This is a genomic window from Micromonospora sp. ATCC 39149 (genome assembly GCF_000158815.1).
GTDB lineage: Bacteria > Actinomycetota > Actinomycetes > Mycobacteriales > Micromonosporaceae > Micromonospora.
The window spans coordinates 4,464,785-4,488,862 of the sequence record NZ_GG657738.1 but is presented as its reverse complement, the minus strand read 5'-3'; the positions used below and the strand labels follow the sequence as shown (position 1 = coordinate 4,488,862).

The window sequence follows — 24,078 nt, the reverse complement described above, 5'->3', positions numbered from 1 at the left end:
GGTCGACGGTGGGTGGCAGCACCGCACCGGTGCGGGCTTTCTCACACCCGGCCGAACGGGCAAGGCGGGCAGCCTGCCGGGTCCGGGCGGAAACGCCCACGGCGGCGGCGCGCCCGGGGCGGACAGGCGCGCATCTTAGCAAGCACGTAACCCGGGCGACATCGTCTCAGCAGGCGAACCGCGACCACCTCTGGCAGCATGCCTGGCATGTGCGGACTGGCTGGGGAGTTCCGCCGTGACGGCTCGCGGGCCGATGTCGCGGCGGTGGAACGCATGGCGGCCACGATGAGCGACCGGGGCCCGGACGACGGCGGCGTGTGGTCCCAGGGGGCGACCGCGCTCGGCCACCGCCGGCTGAAGATCATCGACCTGTCGGCGGCCAGCGGGCAGCCGTTGGTCGACCCGGCGTCAGGGCTGACCGGCGTCTTCAACGGCTGCGTCTACAACTACCGGGAGCTGCGCGAGGAGCTTCAGGCCCGGGGGCACCGCTTCTTCTCCTCCGGCGACAGCGAGGTGGTCGTCAAGGCGTACGCCGAGTGGGGGCTCGACTTCGTCGACCACCTGGTCGGGATGTTCGCCGTGGCGATCAGCGAGCGGGACACCGGCCGCCTCGTGCTGGCCCGCGACCGGCTCGGCATCAAGCCGCTGTACGTGGCCGAGGCGCCGGGGGTGGTGCGCTTCGCCAGCACGCTGCCGGCGCTGCTGGCCGGCGGCGGGATCGACACCGCCATCGACCCCGTGGCGCTGGCCCACTACCTGAGCTTCCACAGCATCGTGCCGCCGCCGCGCACCATCCTGCGCGGGGTCGCCAAGCTCCCGCCGGCCACCGTCCGGGTGTACGAGGCGGACGGCACCTGCCGCGAGCGGGTCTACTGGGACCCGGCGTTCACCCGGCGCGAGGAGCGGTCCGGCTGGTCCGCCCGCGACTGGGAGGACGCCCTGCTGGAGTCGCTGACCACGGCGGTGCGCCGCCGGATGGTCGCCGACGTCCCGGTCGGCGTGCTGCTCTCCGGCGGGCTGGACTCCAGCCTGGTCGTCGCCCTGCTCGCCGAGCAGGGGCAGCGCGGCCTGTCCACGTTCTCCATCGGCTTCGACGCCGTCGGCGGCCGGTCCGGCGACGAGTTCGTCTACTCCGACCTGGTGGCGAAGACGTTCGACACCGACCACCACCAGATCCGGGTGGCCGCCCGGGACCTGCTGCCCCCGCTGGAGGCGGCGGTGGCGGCGATGAGCGAGCCGATGGTCAGCCACGACTGCGTGGCGTTCTGGCTGCTCAGCCAGGAGGTGTCGAAGCACGTCAAGGTGGTCCAGTCCGGCCAGGGCGCGGACGAGATCCTGGGCGGCTACCACTGGTACCCGCCGCTGGCCGGCGTCGACCGGGAACGGGCCGTCGAGACGTACGCGAGGGCCTTCCTCGACCGGGACGCGGCCGGCCTGGCCCGGGTCCTCGACCCGGCGTGGCTGGCCGACGGCGACCCGGCGCGGGAGTTCGTGGCCGCCCACCTGGCCCTGCCCGGCGCGCAGACCGCCGTCGACGCCGGCCTGCGCATCGACACCCAGATCATGCTGACCGACGACCCGGTGAAGCGGGTCGACAACATGACCATGGCGCACGGGCTGGAGGCCCGGGTGCCGTTCCTCGACCACGAGTTCGTGGAGCTCGCCGCGACCTGCCCGCCGGAGCTGAAACTGGCCCAGGGCGGCAAGGGCGTGCTGAAGGAGATCGGCCGCCGGGTCCTGCCGCACCAGGTCATCGACCGGCCGAAGGGCTACTTCCCCGTGCCGGGCCTCACCCACCTCGAGGGCAAGCTCCTCGACCGGGTACGCGACGCGCTGCACGCGCCGGCGGCCCGCCGCCGCAACCTGTTCCGCACCGAGTACGTCGACGCGCTGTTGGCCGACCCGAACGCCGAACTCACCCCGTTGAACGGAAACAAGCTGTGGCAGTTGGGACTCCTGGAAATGTGGCTCCAGAGCCACGGAATCGACTGACCGTGAGCGACACCCTGGCGACCGGTACGGCGCGCACCGACCGGGAACGGGTGCTGGGCCGCCGCCGCGAGCGGGTGGGGCCGGGCGGTGACCCGATGGTGCCCGCCCCGGCCCCAACGGACGCGGAGAGCGAGCGGGAACGGCCGGCACCGGGCGACGGCATGGTGCTCGACTGCGGCTGGGGGCGGCTGGTCTTCGGCCAGACGTTCACCGAGCAGGCCGCCGTGGCGGCGGTGCTGCGCTCGGAGGCGGCCGGTGCCCGGGACATCTGCATCTACCTGCGGGACCCGCACGTGCTGGTGTCCCGGCTGCCCGACGAGCTGTTCATCGACCCGTCGCTGACGTACCGGCTGCGGCTGCCCGCGCCGCGGGCCGGCGGGGAGCGCGACGGGCCGCCCGGGCTGCGGATCCGGACGCTGCGCGACGCCGACGACGCGGACGCGGTGAACCGGATCTATGCCCGCAACGGCATGGTCACCGCCCCGGTCGACGTGCTGGTCGACAACGCCCGCACCGACCGGTTCCTGCACCTGGTCGCCGAGGACGCCACCGGGGACGTGGTCGGCACGATCACCGGCGTTGACCACGTCGCGGTCTTCGCCGACCCGGACAACGGGGCCAGCCTGTGGTGTCTCACCGTGGATTCCAACACCGCTCCGCCGGGCACCGGCCAGGCCCTGCTCACCGACCTGGCCGCCCGGCTCACCGCACGCGGCCGGGCGTTCGTCGACCTGTCGGTGCTGGCCGAGAACACCGGGGCGATCCGGCTGTACGAGCGACTCGGCTTCTACCGCACCGCCACGCTCTGCGTGAAGCGGAAGAACCCGATCAACCAGCGGCTGTTCCTGCCGGCCGCCCCGAAGGGGTACCACCGGCTCAACCCGTACGCGAAGATCGTCGCTGACGAGGCGATGCGCCGGGGCATCCGGGTGGAGGTAACCGACCCGGAGTGGGGCGAGCTGCGGCTGAGCAACGGCGGCCGGACGATCGTCACCCGGGAGTCGCTGTCCGAGCTGACCTCGGCGGTGGCAATGAGCCGGTGCGACGACAAGCGGGTCACCCGGCGCATCCTCACCGAGGCGGGCCTGTCGGTGCCGGCCGGCCGGACCGCGACCTCCGACGACGCCGACGCCGCGTTCCTGGCCGAGGTGGGCCGGGTGGTGGTGAAGCCGGCGCGCGGCGAGCAGGGCAACGGCATCACCGTCGGGGTACGCACGCCGCAGGCGCTGACGGCCGCGGTCGCGCTGGCCCGGGGCTTCTGCCCGGACGTGCTGATCGAACAGATGCGCGACGGCGAGGACCTGCGGGTGATCGTCATCGACCACGAGGTGGTCGCCGCCGCCGTCCGCCGGCCCGCCCAGATCACCGGCGACGGGGTGCACGACATCGCCGAGCTGATCGAGCGGCAGAGCCGCCGCCGGGCCGCCGCCACCGGGGGCGAGTCCCGGATCCCGGTCGACGACATGACCCGGGACGTGCTCGCCGAGGCCGGGTACGGGCTGCGCGACGTGCTGCCCGAGGGGACGGTGCTGGCCGTGCGCCGGACCGCGAACCTGCACACCGGCGGGACGATCCACGACGTGACCGGCGAGCTGCACCCGGAGATCGCCGAGGCGTGCGTGGCGGCCAGCCGGGCGCTGGACATTCCGGTCACCGGGCTGGACCTGCTGGTCGGCGCCCCGAGCCGGCCGGAGCACGTGTTCATCGAGGCGAACGAGCGGCCCGGCCTGGCCAACCACGAGCCGCAGCCGACCGCCGAGCGCTTCGTCGACCTCCTCTTTCCCGGCACGCGGGCACCGCAACGCCTCTGGTCCCCGGCGGGTGCGGCAAGCTCTCAGGCATGACCGCACGCAAACCCGTCCCGCTGAAGATCGACCTGGACTATCTGCGCCAGGTGCTGGTGGAGCTGGTGGAGATCCCGAGCCCGTCCGGGCGCACCGACCACGTGCAGCAGTACGTGGGCGAGCGCCTCTCCGCACTCGGGATCTCCTCGACACTGACCCGGCGCGGCGCGCTCAGCGCCTGCCTGCCGGGGCCCCGGGAAACCGGGGCGGACCGGGCGATCGTGGTGCACACCGACACCATCGGCGGCATGGTGAAGCGGCTCAAGGAGAACGGCCGGCTGGAGCTGAAGCAGATCGGCACGCACAGCGCCCGGTTCGCCGAGGGCGCGCACGTGCGGATCTTCACCGACGACCTGGATCGGGTGATCACCGGCCAGGTCCTACCGCTCAAGGCCAGCGGGCACCGCTACAACGAGGACGTCGACCTCCAGGGGGTCGGCTGGGAGCAGGTCGAGGTCCGGGTCGACGAGCCCGTCGACGACGAGGCCGGTCTGCGGGCGCTCGGCATCGACGCCGGGGACTTCGTGGCGTTCCTGCCCAACCCCACGGTCACCCCCAGCGGGTACGTCAAGTCGCGGCACCTGGACGACAAGGCCGGGGTGGCGGCCGTGCTCACCGCGTTCAAGGCGATGGTCGACGCGGGGGTCACTCCGGCGGTGACGGCCCACCTGCTGGTCACCGTCACCGAGGAGATCGGGCACGGGGCGAGTCACGGCCTCGACCCGGACGTCGCCGAGATCGTCTCCGTGGACGCCGCGGTGGTCGCCCCCGGGCAGCAGTCCCGGGAGCACGCGGCCACCCTGGCGATGGGCGACGGGGTGGGCCCGTTCGACTACCACCTCACCCGCAACCTCGCCTCGATCGCCCGAGAGCACGGGGTGGACCTGGTCCGGGACGTCTTCGACTACTACCGCTCGGACGTGGCGGCGGCGGTGGAGGCGGGCGCGCACGCCCGGGTGGCGCTGCTCGGCTTCGGGGTGGACGCCACCCACGGCCACGAGCGCACCCACCTCGACGGGCTGGGCCACCTCACCCAACTGCTCTGCCTCTACCTCCAGAGCGACCTGGTGTTCCCCGAGTGGGACGCCGAGCCGGAGGGCGACCTGGCCGACTTCCCGTCGCTGGCGGTGCAGCCGGCCAGCGAGGAGGGCCCGCGCGAGGGCCCGATCGGCATCGCCGACTGACTGCCTCGGCAGCGCTGGCTGATCGCTCCGGCAGCGCCGGCTGAGGGCTGCTGAGCCGTTGGCCAAAATTCGTTGCCGACGCCCCGGGGAAGTGGATAGCGTAGCGGTACACGGGAAAGGAGGTGGTCCAGACTTGTATAGCAATCGGACTCGTGAGGTGGCTGTCCGCTAGCCGCTGTCCTCGACAGTGAGAAACCTGCCCGCCGCGAGGCGGGTGCACGATCGTCGAGACCGTGTGGCAGCGGTGCGGCGAAACCACGACAGCCACCCGACCCCCGGGGTGCCGGCCAAGTCCAGCCGGCCCGTGCGCGAGCACGGAAGCCCCGGGGGTCGCTTCATACCCGCCGGAGAAATGCCGTGTCCATGCGTGAGCTGATGGTGCTCGGGACGGCCAGCCAGGCCCCGACCCGGGCGCGCAACCACAACGGGTACGTGCTGCGCTGGGACGACGAGGTGATCCTCTTCGACCCGGGCGAGGGCAGCCAGCGGCAGCTCCTGCACACCGGCGTCACCGCCACCGACCTGACCCGAATCTGCGTCACCCACTTCCACGGCGACCACTGCCTTGGGCTGCCCGGCATCGTTCAGCGGCTCTCCCTGGACCGGGTCCCGCACCCGGTGGCGGTGCACTTCCCGGCCGGCGGGGCCGACTACTTCGCCCGGCTGCGGCACGCCAGCTCCTTCCACGAGACCGCCGAGCTGGCCGTCGGGCCGATCACCGTCGACGGGCAGCGGGTCACCCTGCGCGGCGGCGGCACGCTGGAGGCCCGCCGGCTGCGGCACCCGATCGAGACGTACGGCTACCGGCTGGTCGAGCCGGACGGCTGCCGGATGCTGCCGGAGCGGCTGGCCGCGCACAGGATCGCCGGGCCGGCCGTCGGTGAGCTGCTGCGCGCCGGCCACCTCGACGTCGGCGGGCGTCGCGTCACCCGCGACGAGGTGAGCGTGACCCGTCCCGGGCAGCGGTTCGCGTTCGTGATGGACACCGGGCTCTGCGACAACGTGTACGCCCTCGCCGAGCACGCCGATCTGCTGGTCATCGAGTCGACGTTCCTGGCGTCCGAGGCGGCGCTCGCCGCCGAGGTCGGGCATCTCACGGCCGGCCAGGCCGCGCGGGTGGCGACCGAGTCGGGGGTACGCACGTTGGTGCTCACCCACTTCTCCCAGCGCTACGGCGACGCCGGGCGCTTCGCCGACGAGGCCCGGGAGCACTTCGCCGGTGAGCTGGTCGTCGCCGAGGACCTGACCACCGTGCCGGTCCCGCCCCGGCGGGTACCCTCGGCCAGGTGACGGTCATCCTGCGCCACGCCACCGTCGACGACCTGCGCCCGGTGGGGGCGCTGCACCAGCGGTCCCGGGTGGCGGCGTACTTCTCGTTCCTGCCGGCGGAGGCCCTCGCCGACCCGACGCCGGAGGCGATGGGGTGGTACTGGGTCGAGCGGTGGACCTGGGAGCGCGACGACCACCTGATGACCGTCGCCGAGCGGGACGGCCAGCTGGTCGGCTTCAGCTACGTCGGCCCGGACGACGCGGGCGACCCGGCGACCGGACTGCTCAACGCCATCCACCTCGACCCCGGCGAGCGGGGCCGGGGCACCGGCCGGGCGCTGATGCGCGACGCGCTGGCCACCATGCGGGGCCGGGGCTGGGCCCGGGGGGTGCTGTGGGTGCTGGAGCACAACGTCGCGGCCCGGCGGTTCTACGAGCGAGGCGGCTGGCTGCCCACCGGCGAGCGCCGGGAGGAGCGGATCGGCGCAACCCCCACCCCCCAGCTCCGCTACACCTGTTCGGTGTTGTAAGGAGGGGCCCCAGTAGCCGCTCCAGGCGTCAGCGGGCGCCGAGGTGGGCGAGCAGGTCCTGCCGGGTGAGCACGCCCTTGGGCTTGCCGTCGACCAGCACCAGCGCCGCGTCGGACTTCTCCAGCAGGGCGACCGCCTCGCTCACCGGCTGGCCGCCGCCGATCATCGGCAGCGGGTCCGCGGTGTGCCGCTCAATCGTGTCGTGCAGGTGTGCCTGGCCGGTGAACAGGGCGTCGAGCAGGTCCTTCTCGGCGACCGAGCCGGCCACCTCGCCGGTGACCACGGGCGGCTCGGCCTTGAGCACCGGAAGCTGCGAGACGCCGTACTCGCGCATGTAGTCGATGGCGTCGCGGACCGTCTCGGTCGGGTGCACGTGCACCAGCTCGGGCAGCCCGCCGGGCTTGCCCGTCAGCGCGTCGGCCACGGTCGGCTCGGTGCCGGAGTTGTCGAGGAAGCCGTACCGGGCCATCCACGCGTCGTTGAAGATCTTCGACAGGTACCCCTTGCCGCTGTCCGGCAGCAGCACCACGACCACGTCGTCCGGGCCGGCGGCGCGGGCCACCTCCAGGGCGGCGACCACGGCCATCCCGCATGAGCCGCCGACCAGCAGCCCCTCCTCGCGGGCCAGCCGCCGGGTCATCTCGAACGACGCCTTGTCGGAGACCTCCACGATCTGGTCGGCGATGCCCCGGTCGTAGGTGGTGGGCCAGAAGTCTTCGCCGACCCCCTCTACCAGGTACGGCCGGCCGGTGCCGCCGGAGTAGACCGAGCCCTCCGGATCCGCCCCGACGACCTTCACCCGCCCGCCGGAGGCCTCCTTGAGGTACCGCCCGATGCCGGAGATGGTGCCGCCGGTGCCCACCCCGGCCACGAAGTGGGTCAGCTCGCCGCCGGTCTGCTTCCACAGCTCCGGGCCGGTGGTCTCGTAGTGCGAGCGCGGGTTCGCCGGGTTGCTGTACTGGTCGGGCTTCCACGCGCCGGGGATCTCCCGGGCCAGCCGGTCGGAGACGTTGTAGTAGGAGCGGGGGTCCTCCGGCGCGACGGCGGTCGGGCAGACCACCACCTCGGCCCCGTACGCCCGCAGCACGTCCTGCTTGTCCTGGCTGACCTTGTCCGGGCAGACGAACACGCACCGGTAGCCCTTGAGCTGGGCCACCAGGGCCAGGCCGACACCGGTGTTGCCGCTGGTCGGCTCGACGATGGTGCCACCCGGCCGCAGGATGCCGGCTGCCTCGGCGTCCTCGACCATGCGCAGCGCGATGCGGTCCTTCACCGAGCCGCCCGGGTTGAGGTACTCCACCTTCGCCAGCACGGTGGCCCGGATGCCCTCGGTCACTTTGCGCAGCCGCACCAGCGGGGTGTTGCCAATCATCTCGACGACGTTGTCGTAGTACTGCACCTCGTTGTGCCCTTCGTTGCGGCACCGGCGTCGGCGGCCGGGCAGATGTTGATTCGACGCCCAGGGTACGTCCCGTCAGGGCACCACATGGCCTGGGATGACGGAGGCGCGACGGACCTCCCATTCCAGGAACCGCTCGGTCTCCGAGAGCACCGCCCCGGCCAGCCAGGTCACCATCACCGCGTCGTCGGCCAGGCCGAAGACCGCCAGCGGGATCTCCGGAAGCAAATCGATCGGCGAGACGATGTACGCCGTCGCCGCAGTCATCAGGGCCAGCCGGAGGCCGCCGTCGTACTCGCCCCGGGCCGTGGCCCGGATCATCCGGGGCAGGGCCGCCAGCCGGGCCCCCAGCGACGGGCCGCCCCGTGCCCCGGCGGTCAGCGCCCGGGCCAGCGCCGCGAACGCCGTGCCGCGCTTCAGTGTCTTTCCCATCTCCACGCCCCTCTCCGACTGACAGCGTGCGGTGTCGACGCAAGTGGTACCCGCAACCGTCGGATCCCAGCCACGAACCGGGCAGTACGACGACAGCGGCGTGTCGTACCGGCGCGATAATGTCGACGTATGGGGGTCGCTGGTTCCGTCGCACCGGCCGGTCCGCGCGAGCAGCCCGCGCCGCGCCGGCAGCCCGGTCCGCGCTGGCAGCACGCGGGACGGGTCGCCCGCCTCGCGGCGATCGGCACGGGTGCCACCGCCGCGGCCGTCGCGGCGACCACGGGCGTCCTGCTCGGCCAGGCCCGGCAGGCCCGGCGCACCATTCCGATGGCCGAGGCGCCCCCGCCCCGCTGCGACGGCGTCTACGGCGCCAAGCTCCCCGGTCGGCCGCTGACCATGGTCGTCCTCGGCGACTCCTCCGCCGCCGGGTACGGCGTGCACCGCCGCCGGGAGACGCCCGGCTCGCTGCTGGCCACCGGGCTGTCCCGCCGGCTGCACCGGCCGGTCCGGTTGCGCCGGTTCGCCGTGGTGGGTGCCATCTCGTCGGGGCTGAAGCCGCAGGTGGAGGCCGCGCTGGAGGTTACGCCGGACGTCGCGGTGATCCTGATCGGCGGCAACGACGTCACCAACCGCACCCCGCCGGCCCTGGCGGTGCGCTATTTGGTCGACGCGGTCCGCGCGCTGCGCGGGGCCGGCTGCGAGGTGGTGGTCGGCACCTGCCCCGACCTCGGGGCCATCCAACCCATCCAGCCGCCGCTGCGCTGGCTGGCCCGGCGGTGGAGCCGGCAGCTCGCCGCCGCCCAGACGGTGGCGGTGGTCGAGGCGGGCGGCTGGACGGTCTCCCTCGGCGACCTGCTGGGCCCCCGGTTCGTCGCCGAGCCGACCCGGATGTTCGCCTGGGACAGGTTCCACCCCTCCGCAGAGGGGTACGCGATGGCCGCCGCCGCGCTGCTGCCAACGGTGCTCTCCGCGCTGGGCGGGGTGCAGGAGCGCCCCGCTGGCCTCGCCCGTGGCGAGGGCGTACGGTCGCTGCCGGAGGCCGCCCAGGAGGCGGCCCGGCACGCCGGGACGGAGGTCAGTGCCACCCAGGTGCGGGGCCGCGACCGCGGGCCGGGCGGGCGGTGGGCGCAACTGCGTCGGCGGGCGTTCTTCGGTGTCGGCGCGGTGCCGCAGATCGGCCCGGCCGCCGACTCACCCACACTGGAGGAACGGCCATGACCGAGCACAGCGGCAGGCGCGGCGGTGGCGACCGGGGCCTCGGCGCGGAGATCGCCGTCCGGCTGGGCAGAGCGGCGGCGATGTCCCTGATCGCCGGGACGATCGGCGGCGCGGCCGTCCTGGCCGGTGAGGCGTTCCTGGCCCGTAACCGCCCGTACGCCCAGCCGGAGTTGGGCCTGGCCCTGCGCGCCACGATCGGCCGGGCCGGGGCACCGCCGCTGCGGCTGGTCCTGCTCGGCGACTCGTCCGCGCTCGGGGTGGGGGTGGCCCGGCTCGGCGACACCGTCGGCGGGCAGCTGGCGGACCTGCTCGCCGAGGGGCCTTCCGGTCGCCGGGTGCACCTGTCCAGCGTCGGGGTCTCCGGCTCCCGCTCCACCGACCTCGCCACCCAGGTGGCCCGGGCCCTGCTCGGCCCGCGCCCCGACGTGGCGGTGATCCTGATCGGCACCAACGACGCCACCGCGCTGCGCAGTCCGGCCGAGGCCGGGGCATACCTCGGCTCGGCCGTGCGGCGGCTGCGTGAGGCGAACGTCGAGGTGGTCGTCGGCACCTGCCCGGATCTCGGCGCGGCCCGCGCGATCGCGCCACCGCTGCGGCAGGTGGTCGGCTGGTCCGGCCGGCGGATCGCCCGCGCGCAGACCACCGCCGTGCTCGACACGGGCGGCACGGTGGTCGACCTGGGCACCGAGACCGGCCCCGTGTTCCGGGCCGACGCCGGCACGTTCTGCCACGACGGCTTCCACCCGTCCGCCGACGGGTACCGGATCTGGGCGCACGCCCTGCTCCCGGCCGTCGCCGCCGCCGCGAACGTCGCCTCCCGCCACTGAACGTCGCCCACCGGCCCTGGGCGCGGCCTACTCGAGGCCGGGGTGACATTCCCCGCCGGGCGCTCCACTTCCCGCCAAGTTACCGGCGAGTTAACGTTGCCTCATGCCGACTGAGTCGTCCCGCGACGCCGTCATCGTCGCCACCGCCCGCTCCCCCATCGGTCGGGCGCACAAGGGTTCCCTGCGCGACGTCCGCCCCGACGACCTCGCCGCCACCATCGTCCAGGCCGCCCTGGACAAGATCCCCCAGCTCGATCCCACCGAGATCGACGATCTGTACCTCGGGTGCGGCCTGCCCGGCGGCGAGCAGGGCTTCAACATGGCCCGGGTGGTCGCCACCCTGATGGGCCTCGACGGCCTGCCCGGCGCCACCCTCACCCGCTACTGCGCCTCCTCGCTCCAGACCACCCGGATGGCGATGCACGCGATCCGGGCCGGCGAGGGCGACGTGTTCGTCTCCGCCGGCGTGGAGACCGTCTCCCGGTACGCGCGCGGTAACTCCGACGCGCTGCCGCCGGAGGCCCAGGCACTGGTCGGCGGCGACTGGCAGAACCCGCGCTTCGCCGCCGCGCGGGACCGCTCGACGCGGCGGGCCCAGGGCGGCGCGGAGGTCTGGACCGACCCCCGCGCCGCCGGGGAACTGCCCGACATCTACCTGACCATGGGGCAGACCGCGGAGAACCTGGCCCAGGCGTACGACGTGAGTCGCGCGGACATGGACGCCTTCGGCGTACGCAGCCAGAACCTGGCCGAGAAAGCGATCGTCGACGGCTTCTGGGCCCGGGAGATCACCCCGGTCACCACGCCCGACGGCACCGTGGTCAGCACCGACGACGGCCCCCGCCCCGGGGTGACCCTGGAGGGCGTGGCCGAGCTCAAGCCCGTGTTCCGCCCGGACGGCCGGATCACCGCCGGCAACTGCTGCCCGCTCAACGACGGCGCGGCGGCTGTGGTGATCATGAGCGCCCAGCGGGCACGCGACCTCGGCCTCACCCCGCTGGCCCGGATCGTCTCCACCGGTGTGACCGCCCTCTCCCCCGAGATCATGGGCCTCGGGCCGGTCGAGGCGTCGAAGCAGGCCCTCCGCCGGGCCGGGATGACCATCGACGACGTCGACCTGGTCGAGATCAACGAGGCGTTCGCCGCCCAGGTGATCCCCTCCTACCGGCAGCTCGGCGTCGGCGAGGAGAAGCTGAACGTGATGGGCGGGGCGATCGCCGTCGGCCATCCGTTCGGCATGACCGGCGCCCGGATCACCGGCACCCTGCTCAACGCCCTGCAATGGCACGACAAAAGCATCGGCCTGGAGACCATGTGCGTCGGCGGCGGCCAGGGCATGGCCATGGTCCTGGAACGCCTGAGCTGAGGCCGGCCCGGCCGGGGCGCCGTACACCCGGCACCCCGGCCGGTGCCGGCAGGCCGGCCACGCCGCAGAGCGCGGCGGTCAGAGCACGGCGGTCAGAGCACGGATCGGGTCGCCGTCACCGCGGCGGCGGCCCGGGCCAGCGCCCCGGCGGGCGGGGCCGCCGCCAGCAGGTCGGCGGCGACCACCCGGAGCTGGTCGGGCAGGACGAGGTCGTTGTCGAGCCGGGGCACCGCCCGGCGGGGCTGCCCCTCGGCGTCGGCGGCAAGGTTCGCGATCTCCTGCACCAGCCGGTGCACCAGATCGGCCCGGGACACGTTGCCGCCCCCGGCGCTCGCCGCCCAGCGCGGCTGCTGCCAGTGCCCGACCTGACGGACCAGCAGCTCCACCGCCCGGCCCAGTTCCACTGCGCTCACCGCGCCGAGTCTACGGACGCCGCCCGGGCCGCCCCCGGCACCGGCTCGTGCCGGCCAACGTCAGCGGCGCAGGTAGTCGGCGGGTTGCCCGGCCCGGAGACGACGGCGCCCGCCGCCGCGGAGATCGCGGGGCGGGCACCGTCGGGGACGACGGTCAGTCGTCGCCCTGGAAGTAGCTCAGCAGGCGCAGGATCTCGATGTAGAGCCAGACCAGGCTGACCAGGATGCCGAACGCGGCCGTCCAGGAGTAGCGCTGGGGCAGGCCCATCCGGACGCCCTGCTCGACCTCCGCGAAGCTGAGTACGAAGCTCAGCGACGCGACCACGATGCAGACGAGGCTGAAGCCGATCGCCAGCGGGCTGCCGTCGCGCAGGCCGGTGTTGACGCCGAAGAGCGCCAGCACGAGGTTGATCATCATCACCGCGAACAGGCCGACCATCGCCGCGACCATGCCGCGGACGAACTTCGGGGTCGCCCGGATGACCCGCGCCTTGTAGAGCATGGCCATCAGGAAGAACACGCCGAAGCTGGCCACCACGGCCTGGAGCACGATGCCGTCGTAGAGCGAGTTGAACGCCTTGCTCACCATGCCGACGAAGACGCCCTCGACGACGGCGTACGCGATGACCAGCGCCGGGTTCGCCATCCGGGAGAACGAGATGATCAGGCCGAGGACCAGGCCCACGACCGCCGCGCCGATCCAGGCGACGCCGAGCAGCGCGTCCGGGACGAGCACCCAGGCCGCTGCGGCGGACGCGCCGAGGATGCCCAGCAACATGACGGTCTTGACCACCACGTCGTCGATCGACATCGGCGTCACGGTGGGCGGCGCGGCCGGGTAGCCGGTCGCGCCCGGGTACTGCTGCGGATAGCCGGGCTGCCCGTAGGGCCCGGTCGGGGCGTACCCGGCGGCCCGTTCCCGCTCGGCCGCCTGGCCGAGTCGGGCGAGCACCGGGTTCGAAGTCTTCACTGTCAGGCCTCCCTCAGGGGGTCGTCGCACGTGAACGTGCCCTTCCAGGGTAGACGCACCGCTCGACGCCGTGGAGATCAGCGAGCGACGGAGGAGCTGTGAAGAAGCTGAGAGACACGGTGCCCGGGGCGGGGGTCGAACCCGCACGCCTTGCGGCAGCCGCTTTTAAGGCGGCCGTGTCTGCCGTTCCACCACCCGGGCAGGGCGGCCCCGCGCGTCGCCACGCGCCGGTGCAGTGTCACCGTAGCTGGTCCGCGACGACCCGGCGCACCCCGCCGGCGCTCCCGCACTAGGGTCGACCCGTGAGCAGCGCAGCCCGAACGGCCCCCGACGCCGCCCCCGCCCAGGCACTCCGCCCCGACGTCCCGGCACCGGCCGCAGGCCGTTGGGTCCGGTTCCGGGGCGCCGCCGCCCGACACCGCGGCGACCTGTTGGTCGGGCTGCTGTTCACGGCCCTCGCGGGCTGGCTCACCCACGGGCTCTGGCCGGACCCGTCTGGCCGGGTTCTGGCGCTCAACCCGGAGGACCAGGCCCTCTACGAGTGGTTCCTGGCCGTCGACTCGCGCGCCCTGCTCGGCGACTTCGGTCTGCTCACCGACCGGCTCAACGCCCCGGACGGGGTGAACCTGATGGCCAACACCACGGTCATCGCGCTCGGGGTGCTCTTCGCCCCGGTCACCCTGCTGTTCGGCGCTCCGGTCACCTTCGCCGTGCTCGCCGGCCTCAATCTGGCCGGCACCGCCCTCGCCTGGCACCTGCTCTTCACCCGCGTCCTGGGGGCCCGCCGGCTGGCCGCCGCGCTCGGCGCCGGGCTGTGCGGCTTCGGGCCGGGGATGGTCTCGCAGACCAACAGCCACCTGCACATGACCGCCCAGTGGCTGGTCCCGGTGATCGTCTGGCTGGTGGTCCGGCTGTTGCGGGCGGCCGACCCGCTGGGCCGCGGCGGCTCTTCCGACGCCGGCCGTCTCCAGTCACGCCGCGGCGAGGACCGCCGCGGCGAAGGCACCGGCGACGCCGGATCCGGGCGGGTCGGGCCGGACCGGCGCCGCATGCTCACCTCCGCCGTCGGCCTCGCCGCCGTGGTCAGCATCCAGGTCTTCGTCGGCGAGGAGGTGCTCTTCCTCTGCGCGCTGACGCTGCTGGTGATGGCCGTCACATACGCGCTGGCCGACCGGGCGCTGCTGCGGCGGGCGCTGCCCGGCTTCGCCGGTGGGATCCTGGTCGCCGCCGGACTGGCCCTGCTCGTGCTGGGGTACCCGCTGTGGTTCCAGTTCGCCGGCCCGCAGGGCGTCGCCGACGGGATGTTCAGCCCGCACTACTTCTCGGCCGACCTGAGCAGCTGGTGGACCCTCTCCCCGCTGTCGGTGGCCGGCGGCGACGACGCGGCCCGGCTGACCACCGGCCCCGCCGAGTACAACACCTTCCTCGGCTGGCCCCTGCTCGTGGTCGCCGCCGGCTGCGCGGTCTGGCTGGGCCGCCGCCCGCTGGTGCTCGCCTGCGCGGCCGGGGCACTGGTCATGGGCGCGTTGTCGCTCGGCCCGGACGTGGTCGTCGCCGGCGACCGGACCAGCGTCCCCGGCCCGTACGCCCTGCTCGATGGCCTGCCCGTGGTGGACGGGGCGCTGCCGATGCGGTTCGCCCTGGCGGTGCTGCCACTGGCCGCCACGATGCTGGTGCTGGCCGTGGACCGGGCGCTGCGCGGCACCGGGCGGGCCCGCCGGCTGGTCCCGGCGGCGGTCGGGGTCGCGCTGCTGCCGATCCTGCCGGTCCCGCTGCCCACCGCCGAGCGGCCGACGCTGCCGGAGTTCGTCACCGCCGGCCACTGGCGGGAGTGCGTCGGCCCCGGCGGGGTGCTGGTGCCGGTGCCGCTGCCCACACCGAAGGAGCCATGGCCGATGCGGTGGGCCACGGCGGCCGATGCGGAGTTCGGCCTGCCCGAGGGCTTCTTCATCGGCCCGTACGGCAAGGACGGCACCGCCGCCATGGGCACCTGGAAGCGCCCCACGTCGGCCCTGCTCACCGACGTGGCGAAGCGGGGCGGACGGCCGGTCGTCGGCGAAGCCGAACGGCGGCAGGCCGCCCGGGACGCCGCCCGCTGGGGCGCGTCCTGCTTCGCGCTGGCCGCCGGCACCCGCCACGAGGACGACCTGCGCGCCACCCTGGACCAGCTCTACGGCCCGGGCGAGCGGATCGCCGACGCCTGGATCTGGCGCACCTGACGCCTGCCCCGCCCATCCACCGCGCCCGGCCTGCTTTCCGTGCCGGAACTGGCGTACGGCGGCGGCCAGTGCCCGGGCTTGGGCGGCGGCGTCCGGGTGCAGGGCGACGGTGAGAGCCGCGATCAACGAATCCACGCTGGGTTCGACGGGTTCGTGTGAGCTGCCGATGCCGAGTTCGTGCCGACAGCAGGACCCGCACCTTCTTCGCGGTGACGTGCGGCAGGACGACGTGTCCTTCCTTACACCTCAGGTGCGGGGTTGGGACGCCTCGGCGAACTCCTCCCGCGGGTCGTGGAGCTGACCGAGCGCGACCACCTCGCGCTTGAGGAAGAACGCCAGCGACCAGTCCACTACGACCCGGACCTTACGGTTGAACGACGGAATCCGGGACATGTGGTACGTCCGGTGCATGAACCACGCCGGCCAGCCGGTCATCTTGATGCCGTACACCTGGGCGACGCCCTTGTGCAGGCCGAGGCTGGCGACGCTGCCCACGTGCTTGTGCTTGTAGTCGACCGGCTGCCGACCGCGGATCACGTTCGCGATGTTGTCGGCCATCCGGGCGGCCTGGCGCACCGCGTGCTGAGCGCTCGGCGAGCAGAAATTGCCCGCCTCCTTGGTCAGGTCCGGCACCGCCGCGCAGTCACCGGCGCTCCACGCGCCCTCGACCAGCCGGTCGCCGTCGACGACCTGGAGGGTCGGCAGGCAGGTGACGCGGCGACGCTCGTCGCGCGGGAAGTCGGTGGCGTCCAGCATCGGCGACGGCTTGACGCCGGCCGTCCAAACGATCGTGTCGGAGCGGAAGCTGTCGCCGTCGGAGAGCTTCACCACCCCGTCGAGGCAGGACTCCAGGCGCGTGTCCAGCCGGATGTCCATGTTCCGCTTGAGTAGCTGCTGCACCGTGTAGGCGCCCATGTCCCGGTCGACCTCGGGCAGCACCCGCTGGGTCGCCTCCACCAGCACCCAGCGCATGTCCTCCGGCTCGAGCTCCGGGTAGTACCGCAGCGCGTCGCGGGCCATGTCCTCCATCTCGGCCAGCGCCTCGATGCCCGCGTACCCGCCGCCGACGAAGGTGAACGTCAGGGCGCTGCGGCGCACTTCCGGATCCGGCGTGGCCGCCGCCACGTCGAGCCGGTCCAGCACGTGGTTCCGCAGGTAGATGGCCTCGCCGATGGTCTTGAACCCGATGCCGTGCTCGTGCAGGCCGGGGATCGGCAGTGTCCGGGAGACCGAACCGGGGGCCACCACCACGTGGTCGTAGGGGATCTCCCGGGTCGGGCCACTGATCGGCTGCACCGTGGCCACCTTGCGGTCGTGCTCGATCCGGATGACCGTGCCGGCCACCACCTTGCACCGCCGCAACTCCCGCCGCAGCGGCACCACGGAGTGCCGGGGAGAGATGTTGCCGGCCGCCGCCTCCGGAAGGAACGGCTGGTACGTCATGTGCGGCTGCGGGTCGACGACGACGACCTCCGCCTCACGCGAGGAGAGCTTCTTCGACAGGCGAAGGGCGGCATAGAGACCGACGTGCCCGGCACCGACGACAAGGATCCGCTTCGGATTCACGCCTACCATCTTTCCCCCGCCGGCTCGGCTAACCCCTTTCGAGACCCCCCTTTGTGACGGAGCACAACACCTGTGACCTGCACAACGTGCACCCGCGCTCCGTCATCTGCGCCGCAGCAGCCACCCCAGCAACGCGCTCAACACGACCGCCACCAGCAACCCGGCGACCGTCACGGCGAGGTGGCCCCGGTCCGGGGCGACGTCGGCGACCTGGACGAGGAGCACCCCCAGCACCGCCGAGCCGAGCAGCACCCCGCCAGCCCGGGTGAGCCAGCGCACGATCAGCTCCGGGTCCACCACCGCGTCGTACGGCAGCAGCGCCGCGAGCGCGGCGAGCGAGTGGGCCAGGTACAGGGCCGCCGCCACGGCGAGCAGCCGCCAGAGCGCGACCGGGCGGCCGTACCCCTCGGTGGCCAGCAGCCAGCCGCCTGCGGTGACCAGGGCGGCGAACGTCGGCCAGATCCGGCGCGGCCCGACCGCCGGCAGCAGCGCCACCAGCGCGAGGCCGGCCAGCGGGCGGCCGGTGAGGACCTGCACCGGGTACGCCAGCAGCAGGCCCGCCAGTGCCGTGCCGAAGACCCCGGCGCGTACCAGCAGCGGGGCCGCGCTGACCCGCTTCACCACCGAGCGCACCGCCCGGGCACGCTCGGTCACCGCCTCGACCGGGTTCACCGGTTCCGCCCCTGTTCGCTCGTCGGCCGTGCTCCCCCGCTCACCGGCCGCCCACCCTCGGGGCGGTGGCGAGCCGGGCCACGTCGCGCAGGACCTGGTCGAGGCTGCCCGCCCCGGCCCAGCCGACCACCGGCACGCCGTGCTCGCGGAGCTGGCCGATCATGGTGTCCCGGTCCAGCCGCCACAGCCGGAAGGCCACCTCGGACCAGCCATGCCGGCCCGGCGGCGGCAGGTCGGCCGGGAGCGTGTCCACCGCCACCACGAACCGCCCGGACCGGGCCATCCGGGCCAGCATCTGGGCGGACCGCTCGTCCAGCAGCGGGGTGAGCACCACCACCAGCGCGTCCGAGGAGAGGATCTGCGGGCCGAAGACCTGGTCGTACGGCTCGTGCGGTGACGACTCGGCGCGCACGTCGAGCAGCCACTCCAAGAGCGTCAGGTACTGCCGGCGGCCGGTGGCGGGGCGCAGCCGGCGGGCCGCCGGCCCGTACTCCAGCATCGCCACCCGGTCGCCCCGGTGCAGGTAGTGCTCGCCGATCGCGGCGGCGGCCCGGACAGTGGTGTCCAGCACCGACGCGGGCCCGCCGACGCCACCGGAGCGGCCGGCCTCGGCGAGCACGTCGAGCAGGACGACCACCTCGGCGTCCCGGTCCGACAGCGTGGCGGCCACGTGTAGCTGCCGGGCCCGCAGCGACACCCGCCAGTCGACGCGGCGCAGCCGGTCGCCGGGGCCGAAGACCCGCACCCCGGCCAGCTCGCCGCCCTCGCCGGGGCGGCGGGAGTGGTGCGCGCCGACCAGGCCGGCGGCCCGGGGCATCGCCTCCACCGCCTCGAACGGCTCCGTCCTCGGGTACACCCGGAACCGGACCGGCTCGGTGATCGCCGCCCGGGAAACCAGCAGGCCCCCGGCGGCGGCGACCCGCGCGCCGGCCGGGCCGATCGGGTGCCGGCCCCAGCGCCGGGCCTTCCCGGCCAGCTCCAGGTCGACCGCCGTGCCGGTGTCGACGACGGTGACGAAGGGCCGGTCCACGCCGCTGCGGGACAGGTCCACCCGGGCCCCGCCGACGCCGGCCCGCTCCACCAGCAGCCACGGCGAGACGCGGGTGCGGACCACCGCCACGTCGTAGCCGACCGTGTCCGGGTTGCCGACGGTGACCGTGCCGCCGAACTCCCCGCCCTCGACGAGGTGCCCCTCGTCGGCGGTGATCCACAGCTGCGGGCCCGCCGTGGGCCGGCGGCGTAGCGCGTACGCGGTGCCGAGCGCGAACGGCACGGCCAGCACGACCAGGTCGACCCGGCCGAGCAGCACCCCGGCGATCAGCAGCAGGCCGGCGAGCAGCACCGCCCGGCCCAGCGCCCAGGTGGGCACCCAGCCCGCCACCTGCTGCCCCTCGGGGGTGGGCACGGCCGTCAGCGCCCCGGCCGGCCGGCGGCGTAGCTCGGGAGCGCGCCGCTGGCCGGGGCCGGGGTCTGGTCGAGCACCTCACCGACCACGAAGGACGGGTCGACGCGGCGCAGCCACATCTCCGGGCGCAGCGTGATCCGGTGCGCCAGGGCCGGCGCGGCCACCTCCTTTACGTCCTCGGGCACCACGTAGTCCCGGCCGGCGAAGACCGCCCGGGCGCGGGCCAGCAGCAGCAGCGCCAGCGAGCCGCGCGGCGAAGCCCCGACCAGCACCGACGGGTGCTCCCGGGTGGCCGCGGTGAGCGCCACGATGTACCGGCCGATGGAGTCCTCCACCACCACGTCCTCCAGCGCGGCCTGCATGGCCCGCAGGGTGGCGGCGTCGACGACCGGGGCGATGTCGGCCTCCTCGCGGCGGCGGCCCATCCGCCGGCGCAGTACCTCCCACTCCTCCTCCCGCTCCGGGTAGCCGAACGACACCCGCAGCAGGAACCGGTCGAGCTGCGCCTCCGGCAGCGGGTAGGTCCCCTCGTACTCGATCGGGTTGGCGGTGGCCAGGACGTGGAACGGCTCGTCCAGCCGGTACGTGACGCCCTCCACCGAGACCTGCTTCTCCTGCATCGCCTCCAGCAGTGCCGACTGGGTCTTCGGCGGCGTCCGGTTGATCTCGTCGGCGAGCAGCAGATTGGTGAAGACCGGGCCGGCGCGGAAGGAGAAGTCGCCGGTGCGCTGGTCGTACAGGAAGGAGCCGGTGACGTCGGCGGGAAGCAGGTCGGGGGTGAACTGGAGACGGCGGAAGTCCAGCCCGAGGGCCTGAGCGAAGGAGCGGGCGGTCAGCGTCTTGCCCAGGCCGGGCAGATCCTCCAGCAGCACGTGGCCGCCGGCCAGGATGCCGGCGAGGACCAGCTCCAGGGCGTCCCGCTTGCCGACCACGACCGAGCCGACCGCGTCCAGCACCGCCCGGGCCAAGCGGCCGACCTCGGCGACGGGCACGGTCCGGTCCACGTCCTTCATCAGATCTTCTCCAGTTCGGCGACGATCGCCGCGAGGTCGCGCGGCGACGGGGTGCGGCGGGGCGGGGTGTCGAGGAACGCCGAGAGCCGGTCGCCCATCAGAGCCCGGGCGCGGGCCGGATCGGACTCGCGGGTCAGGCCGTGCCGCTGGCGCAGCCGCTCGTCGGCCAGCTCGCCGAGTCGGGGCAGGATCCGCTCGGCGAACCGCTGCGGGTTGCCCGCCGACCAGTCCAGCGGCCGTTCCCAGCCGTTGATCGCGGCGCGCAGCGCGTCCCGGGCGGCCCAGTGGTAGTGGCCGTCCTCCTCGCCGGCGGCGATCCGGGCACCGGACCGGGGCGGGGGCGGCGGGGCGAGCGCGGCGGTGACCCGGCGGACGGCGAGCAGGGCGAGGACCCCGGCGACGACCACCCACAGCGAGAGCTGGAGCCCGACCGTACGCAGCCCGGCCACCACCACGGCGGTCAGCGCCCCGGCCACCGCGAGGGTCCTCAGCGCGCCGCCGACCCGGCCGCCCCGGGCGCCCCGCTCCTGCGCCGGCTGCTCCTCCTCGAAGCCGAGCAGGTCGTCGATGCTGGTGCTCATTCCGGCCCCCCGCCGGCCGCGACGGCCGTCAGCTCGCCGCGCAGCCGGCGCAGCGCGGCCCGGGCCTGGTCGCGGGTGCGCTCGTCGACCGGCCGGGTGGCGTACCGGGCCTCCCGGTAGACGTGGGCGAACTCGGCCAGCACGTCGGCGCTGACGATCGCCGGCACCCCCGCGTCCGGGTCGCCGCGCAGCAGGCGGGTGACCAGGTCGGTGGGGGTGTCGCCGGTCAGCCGCGCCACCCCGGCCGCGTCGGCGGCCTCCTCCAGGCGCACCCAGCAGGCGATCACGGCGGTGCGCGGGTCCACGTCGGCGTCGTCCAGCTCGACCAGGCCGGCGTCGAGCGCGGCCACCACCTCGCGGGCGGTGCCCTCGGCGGTACGCCGGGCCCGGTCGACCGGCAGCGCCCGGGTGGTACGGCGGGCCGCCCCCCGGATCAGCGTCCAGGCCAGGTAGCCGAGGGCCACGGCGATCGCCAGGCCGAGCAGGGCCACCACGACGGTGCCCAGCCACTCTGGGATGTGCGCGCGGGTGGCCTCCCCGGCGTCGCGCGGCTCGACCGGAATCGACGGCGGCGGCTGGGCCGAGGGGTACTCCGGCACGTACGGGATGTTGTCGACGGCGGGCGGGATGCGGCTCGCGCCGAGCGACGAGTGGCCGGCGGCCAGCGCGGCGGCGGCGAGCAGGGCCATCACCGCGACGACCGGCCACCACCTGCGCAGCACGCTGAGGTCCATCGCCACCGCCCCACGCCCGTCAGTCCACTCCGGCCAGCTGCTTCGCCCGGGCGAACACGTCGTCCAGCATTCCCGGTGTCAGCCGCCCGGTGAAGGTGTTCTGCTGACTGACGTGGTAACACCCCAGCAGCGCCGGTGCGGCCGTGCCGGACCAGTGTGCCCCATGGCCGAACGCCGGTCGCGGGCTGGGCGGGCGCACGCCGTACACCTCGCGGAGCGCCGGCCACCACGCGGCCCACGCGAACGCGCCCAGCGCGACCACGACGCGCAGGGTGGGCCGGATCAGCGCGACCTCGCGGTGCAGCCACGGGGCGCAGGTGTCCCGCTCGGCCGGGGTGGGCTTGTTGTCCGGCGGCGCGCAGCGCACGGCGGCGAAGATCCGCAGGGCGCGCAGCGCCAGGCCGTCGTCGGCGGCGACGCTCGTCGGCTGGTTGGCCAGGCCGGCGCGGTGCAGGGCGGCGAAGAGCACGTCGCCGGAGCGGTCGCCGGTGAAGATGCGCCCGGTGCGGTTGCCGCCGTGCGCGGCCGGGGCGAGGCCGAGAATGCCGATCCGGGCGTCGGAGGTGCCGAAGCCGGGCACCGGCCGCCCCCAGTACGCCTGGTCGCGGAAGGCGGCCCGCTTCGTCCGGGCAACCTCCTCCCGCCAGGCGACCAGGCGTGGGCAGGCGAAGCAGTCGCTGACCGCGCCGTCGAGGTCGACCAGGTCGGTCGCCCGCGCGGCGCGGGCGACCACCTCGTCGGGGATACGGGCCTCAGCCAAGCTTCGCCCGGAACAGTTCGAGGGTGCGAGCCCAGGCGCTGGCCGAGGCGCGCTGGTCGAACGCCTCCGGCCGGTCGTCGTTGAAGAACGCGTGCCGGCTGCCCGGGTAGTCGTAGAGGATGCAGCTACCGCCGGCCGCCTCGATCGCGGACCGGGCGGTTCGCACGCCCGGCGCGGCCGAGGTGCCGTCCTCTTCGGAGCAGTGGATGATCGCCGACTTGCCCGCGTAGTCGGCCCACTCGGGGCGCATCTTCTCCCATGGCAGCATCGGGTAGAAGCCGGCGGTGGCGACGATCCGCTCGGACAGCGTCGCCGACCACAGGGCCAGGCTGCCTCCGGCGCAGAAGCCGACGCAGCCGACCTTGCCCGCCACCTCGGGCCGCGCCGCCAGGTATTCCGCCGCGCCGGCGATGTCCTTCGCCGCCTCGTCCATCCGCAGGCCCATCAGCAGCCGCCGGGCCTCGTCCGGCTCACCGGTCGACTCGCCGTGGTAGAAGTCCGGGGCGAGCGCCACGAAGCCGGCCTCGGCGAAGCGGTCCGCCACCGACCGGATGTGGGGTACGAGCCCCCACCACTCCTGGATGACGATGACCGCCGGGTTGGCCGCACCGCCGGAGGGTATCGCGAGATACCCCTCGCTCGTCCCCCCGTTGCTGGCGAAGCTCACCATCTCGCCCATCGGCCCGTCCTCCTCGCGGTCAGTCATCGTTGGCTGGTCGCAGGGTGTTCCTACGTGCCGGTAGCCTGCCACGCCCTGTCCCGCTGTTGGAAGACGCCGAGACAGTGGCATTCACCTCCTGTTCGGCTGCTGGTGACTCCTCGTATGCCGACTGCTGTCCGACCACCGGTGGTGCCGGGCCCGTTCGGGTCCTGGCCGGGCCCGCCGTGCCGGCCCGGTCAGGCTGCCTTCCTGGTGAGGCAGAGCAGGTAGCCGGTGCTGCCCGGCTTGATGTTGTAGAAGAAGTAGCCGGCCTGCCCGGGCTGGAGGAACGGCTCGCACGCCTCGCCCGTGCGCGCCTGCCCCTCGGTCTGGCCGTCGAGGCGACCGACCACCGTGTACACCGCCTCGGTCGACGTGCAGGCCACCACCTGCGCGCCACGGACGTCCTTGCGCTCCCCCTCGGCCACGTCCGGCAGCTCGGCGAGGCAGTCGCCGGCCTTCGCCTTCGCCGTCCCGTCGGAGTCGAACGCGGCGGCCACAGCACCGCCGAGGCCGAACTTCAGCGCCGCCACCACCCCGATGGCGAGCAGGGCGGCGACCACGCCGAGCACCCTGCGGGCGGCGGACCGCTTCGCCTCCGGCTGCTCCGCGTCGCTCTGCTCCTTCTCGGGCTGCTCCGCGTCGCTCGGCTCCTTCTCCGGCTGCTCCTCGGGCTGCTCCTTCTCGGGCCCTCCGGCGTCACCCGTGCCCTGCGCCGCTGCCGGCTCCGTCGCTGGCTGCGCTGCCGGCTCCGTCGCCGGTCGCTGCGGCGGCGGCCCCGCAGGCTGCCCGGCCTCCCGGTCGGCGGGCGGGTCGACGGGGCGCGGCGCGTCCTCGGGCGGCGCGGCGGGGTGCGGGGCGACCGGCTCTGACACGGGGGTTCCTTCCGAGGGATGGACGAGCAGACGACACCGTAGCGACCAAGATCGAGGAACGCTGCCCCGCACGACTCGTCCGTTCAGCTATTTGTAAGGAGGGGCCCCT

General features: G+C 74.2%; 22 protein-coding genes and 1 tRNA gene. 9 read left to right on the top strand and 14 right to left on the bottom strand.

What is annotated here, in order from left to right; genetic code table 11:
- The first annotated feature begins 207 nt into the window (after positions 1 to 207).
- The 5 genes from MCAG_RS19425 to MCAG_RS19405 all read left to right on the top strand — a co-directional run bounded on the left by MCAG_RS19425 (position 208) and on the right by MCAG_RS19405 (position 6,819).
- Positions 208 to 1,992 (top strand): N-acetylglutaminylglutamine amidotransferase, encoded by a 1,785-nt coding sequence (locus tag MCAG_RS19425; RefSeq protein WP_007074689.1) that lies wholly within the window; start codon positions 208 to 210, stop codon positions 1,990 to 1,992.
- Between the two features lie 2 nt (positions 1,993 to 1,994).
- Positions 1,995 to 3,836 (top strand): N-acetylglutaminylglutamine synthetase, encoded by a 1,842-nt coding sequence (gene ngg / locus MCAG_RS19420; RefSeq protein WP_036374301.1) that lies wholly within the window; start codon positions 1,995 to 1,997, stop codon positions 3,834 to 3,836.
- Positions 3,833 to 5,020, top strand: a complete 1,188-nt coding sequence (locus tag MCAG_RS19415) for an osmoprotectant NAGGN system M42 family peptidase (RefSeq protein ID WP_007074687.1) — start codon at positions 3,833 to 3,835, stop codon at positions 5,018 to 5,020. The genes ngg and MCAG_RS19415 overlap by 4 nt, the downstream gene beginning before the upstream one ends.
- Positions 5,021 to 5,377: 357 nt before the next feature.
- Entirely contained in the window at positions 5,378 to 6,310 is a 933-nt protein-coding gene (locus MCAG_RS19410; protein ID WP_036374297.1) for a ribonuclease Z, read from the top strand.
- Positions 6,307 to 6,819 carry a GNAT family N-acetyltransferase gene (locus MCAG_RS19405; RefSeq protein WP_007074685.1) on the top strand — a complete coding sequence of 171 codons (513 nt, stop codon included), beginning with the start codon at positions 6,307 to 6,309 and terminating at the stop codon, positions 6,817 to 6,819. Before MCAG_RS19410 ends, MCAG_RS19405 begins: the two co-directional genes overlap by 4 nt.
- 28 nt (positions 6,820 to 6,847) lie before the next feature.
- Here MCAG_RS19405 and MCAG_RS19400 read toward each other — a convergent pair whose 3' ends face one another.
- Complete coding sequence (locus MCAG_RS19400) at positions 6,848 to 8,218, bottom strand: cystathionine beta-synthase (protein WP_007074684.1); 1,371 nt, start codon at positions 8,216 to 8,218, stop codon at positions 6,848 to 6,850.
- 75 nt (positions 8,219 to 8,293) lie between these two features.
- Positions 8,294 to 8,650 (bottom strand): YkvA family protein, encoded by a 357-nt coding sequence (locus MCAG_RS19395; RefSeq protein WP_007074683.1) that lies wholly within the window; start codon positions 8,648 to 8,650, stop codon positions 8,294 to 8,296.
- Between the two features lie 129 nt (positions 8,651 to 8,779).
- Between MCAG_RS19395 and MCAG_RS19390 the strand changes: the two genes are divergently transcribed.
- The 3 genes from MCAG_RS19390 (at position 8,780) to MCAG_RS19380 (ending at position 12,061) form a co-directional block, all read left to right on the top strand.
- Entirely contained in the window at positions 8,780 to 9,868 is a 1,089-nt protein-coding gene (locus MCAG_RS19390; RefSeq protein WP_007074682.1) for an SGNH/GDSL hydrolase family protein, read from the top strand.
- 80 nt (positions 9,869 to 9,948) lie between these two features.
- On the top strand, positions 9,949 to 10,695 hold the full coding sequence (locus tag MCAG_RS32715; RefSeq protein ID WP_050778209.1) for an SGNH/GDSL hydrolase family protein: 747 nt from the start codon (positions 9,949 to 9,951) through the stop codon (positions 10,693 to 10,695).
- 103 nt (positions 10,696 to 10,798) lie between these two features.
- On the top strand, positions 10,799 to 12,061 hold the full coding sequence (locus MCAG_RS19380) for an acetyl-CoA C-acetyltransferase (protein ID WP_007074680.1): 1,263 nt from the start codon (positions 10,799 to 10,801) through the stop codon (positions 12,059 to 12,061).
- Positions 12,062 to 12,153: 92 nt separating this feature from the next.
- Here MCAG_RS19380 and MCAG_RS19375 read toward each other — a convergent pair whose 3' ends face one another.
- The 3 genes from MCAG_RS19375 to MCAG_RS19365 all read right to left on the bottom strand — a co-directional run bounded on the left by MCAG_RS19375 (position 12,154) and on the right by MCAG_RS19365 (position 13,645).
- A complete protein-coding gene (locus tag MCAG_RS19375; protein WP_007074679.1) occupies positions 12,154 to 12,474 on the bottom strand; it encodes a hypothetical protein in 321 nt (106 codons plus the stop codon).
- A 154-nt stretch (positions 12,475 to 12,628) separates the two neighbouring features.
- Positions 12,629 to 13,444, bottom strand: a complete 816-nt coding sequence (locus MCAG_RS19370; protein WP_036374294.1) for a Bax inhibitor-1/YccA family protein — start codon at positions 13,442 to 13,444, stop codon at positions 12,629 to 12,631.
- 120 nt (positions 13,445 to 13,564) lie between these two features.
- Positions 13,565 to 13,645, bottom strand: a tRNA-Leu gene (locus tag MCAG_RS19365).
- A 101-nt stretch (positions 13,646 to 13,746) separates the two neighbouring features.
- On the opposite strand from MCAG_RS19365, the gene MCAG_RS19360 reads away from it, so the two are divergent.
- Positions 13,747 to 15,663 (top strand): hypothetical protein, encoded by a 1,917-nt coding sequence (locus tag MCAG_RS19360; protein WP_007074677.1) that lies wholly within the window; start codon positions 13,747 to 13,749, stop codon positions 15,661 to 15,663.
- 246 nt (positions 15,664 to 15,909) lie between these two features.
- On the opposite strand, the gene MCAG_RS19355 is transcribed toward MCAG_RS19360, so the two are convergent.
- From MCAG_RS19355 to MCAG_RS35000, 9 genes are all read right to left on the bottom strand, one after another.
- Complete coding sequence (locus tag MCAG_RS19355) at positions 15,910 to 17,229, bottom strand: NAD(P)/FAD-dependent oxidoreductase (RefSeq protein ID WP_036374291.1); 1,320 nt, start codon at positions 17,227 to 17,229, stop codon at positions 15,910 to 15,912.
- Positions 17,230 to 17,331: 102 nt separating this feature from the next.
- Positions 17,332 to 17,901 (bottom strand): hypothetical protein, encoded by a 570-nt coding sequence (locus MCAG_RS19350; RefSeq protein WP_007074675.1) that lies wholly within the window; start codon positions 17,899 to 17,901, stop codon positions 17,332 to 17,334.
- A gap of 40 nt (positions 17,902 to 17,941) precedes the next feature.
- Positions 17,942 to 19,315, bottom strand: coding sequence for a DUF58 domain-containing protein (locus MCAG_RS19345; protein WP_007074674.1), 1,374 nt, complete (start codon positions 19,313 to 19,315; stop codon positions 17,942 to 17,944).
- Entirely contained in the window at positions 19,312 to 20,319 is a 1,008-nt protein-coding gene (locus MCAG_RS19340) for a MoxR family ATPase (protein WP_036374285.1), read from the bottom strand. Before MCAG_RS19340 ends, MCAG_RS19345 begins: the two co-directional genes overlap by 4 nt.
- Positions 20,319 to 20,900, bottom strand: coding sequence for a hypothetical protein (locus MCAG_RS19335; protein WP_007074672.1), 582 nt, complete (start codon positions 20,898 to 20,900; stop codon positions 20,319 to 20,321). The genes MCAG_RS19340 and MCAG_RS19335 overlap by 1 nt, the downstream gene beginning before the upstream one ends.
- Positions 20,897 to 21,634, bottom strand: a complete 738-nt coding sequence (locus MCAG_RS19330; protein WP_036374282.1) for a DUF4129 domain-containing protein — start codon at positions 21,632 to 21,634, stop codon at positions 20,897 to 20,899. Before MCAG_RS19330 ends, MCAG_RS19335 begins: the two co-directional genes overlap by 4 nt.
- Before the next feature lie 19 nt (positions 21,635 to 21,653).
- Entirely contained in the window at positions 21,654 to 22,367 is a 714-nt protein-coding gene (locus MCAG_RS19325) for a uracil-DNA glycosylase (RefSeq protein ID WP_036374279.1), read from the bottom strand.
- Between the two features lie 19 nt (positions 22,368 to 22,386).
- Entirely contained in the window at positions 22,387 to 23,073 is a 687-nt protein-coding gene (locus MCAG_RS19320) for a dienelactone hydrolase family protein (protein WP_007074669.1), read from the bottom strand.
- A 218-nt stretch (positions 23,074 to 23,291) separates the two neighbouring features.
- Complete coding sequence (locus MCAG_RS35000; protein ID WP_007074668.1) at positions 23,292 to 23,969, bottom strand: hypothetical protein; 678 nt, start codon at positions 23,967 to 23,969, stop codon at positions 23,292 to 23,294.
- Between the last annotated feature and the right edge of the window lie 109 nt (positions 23,970 to 24,078).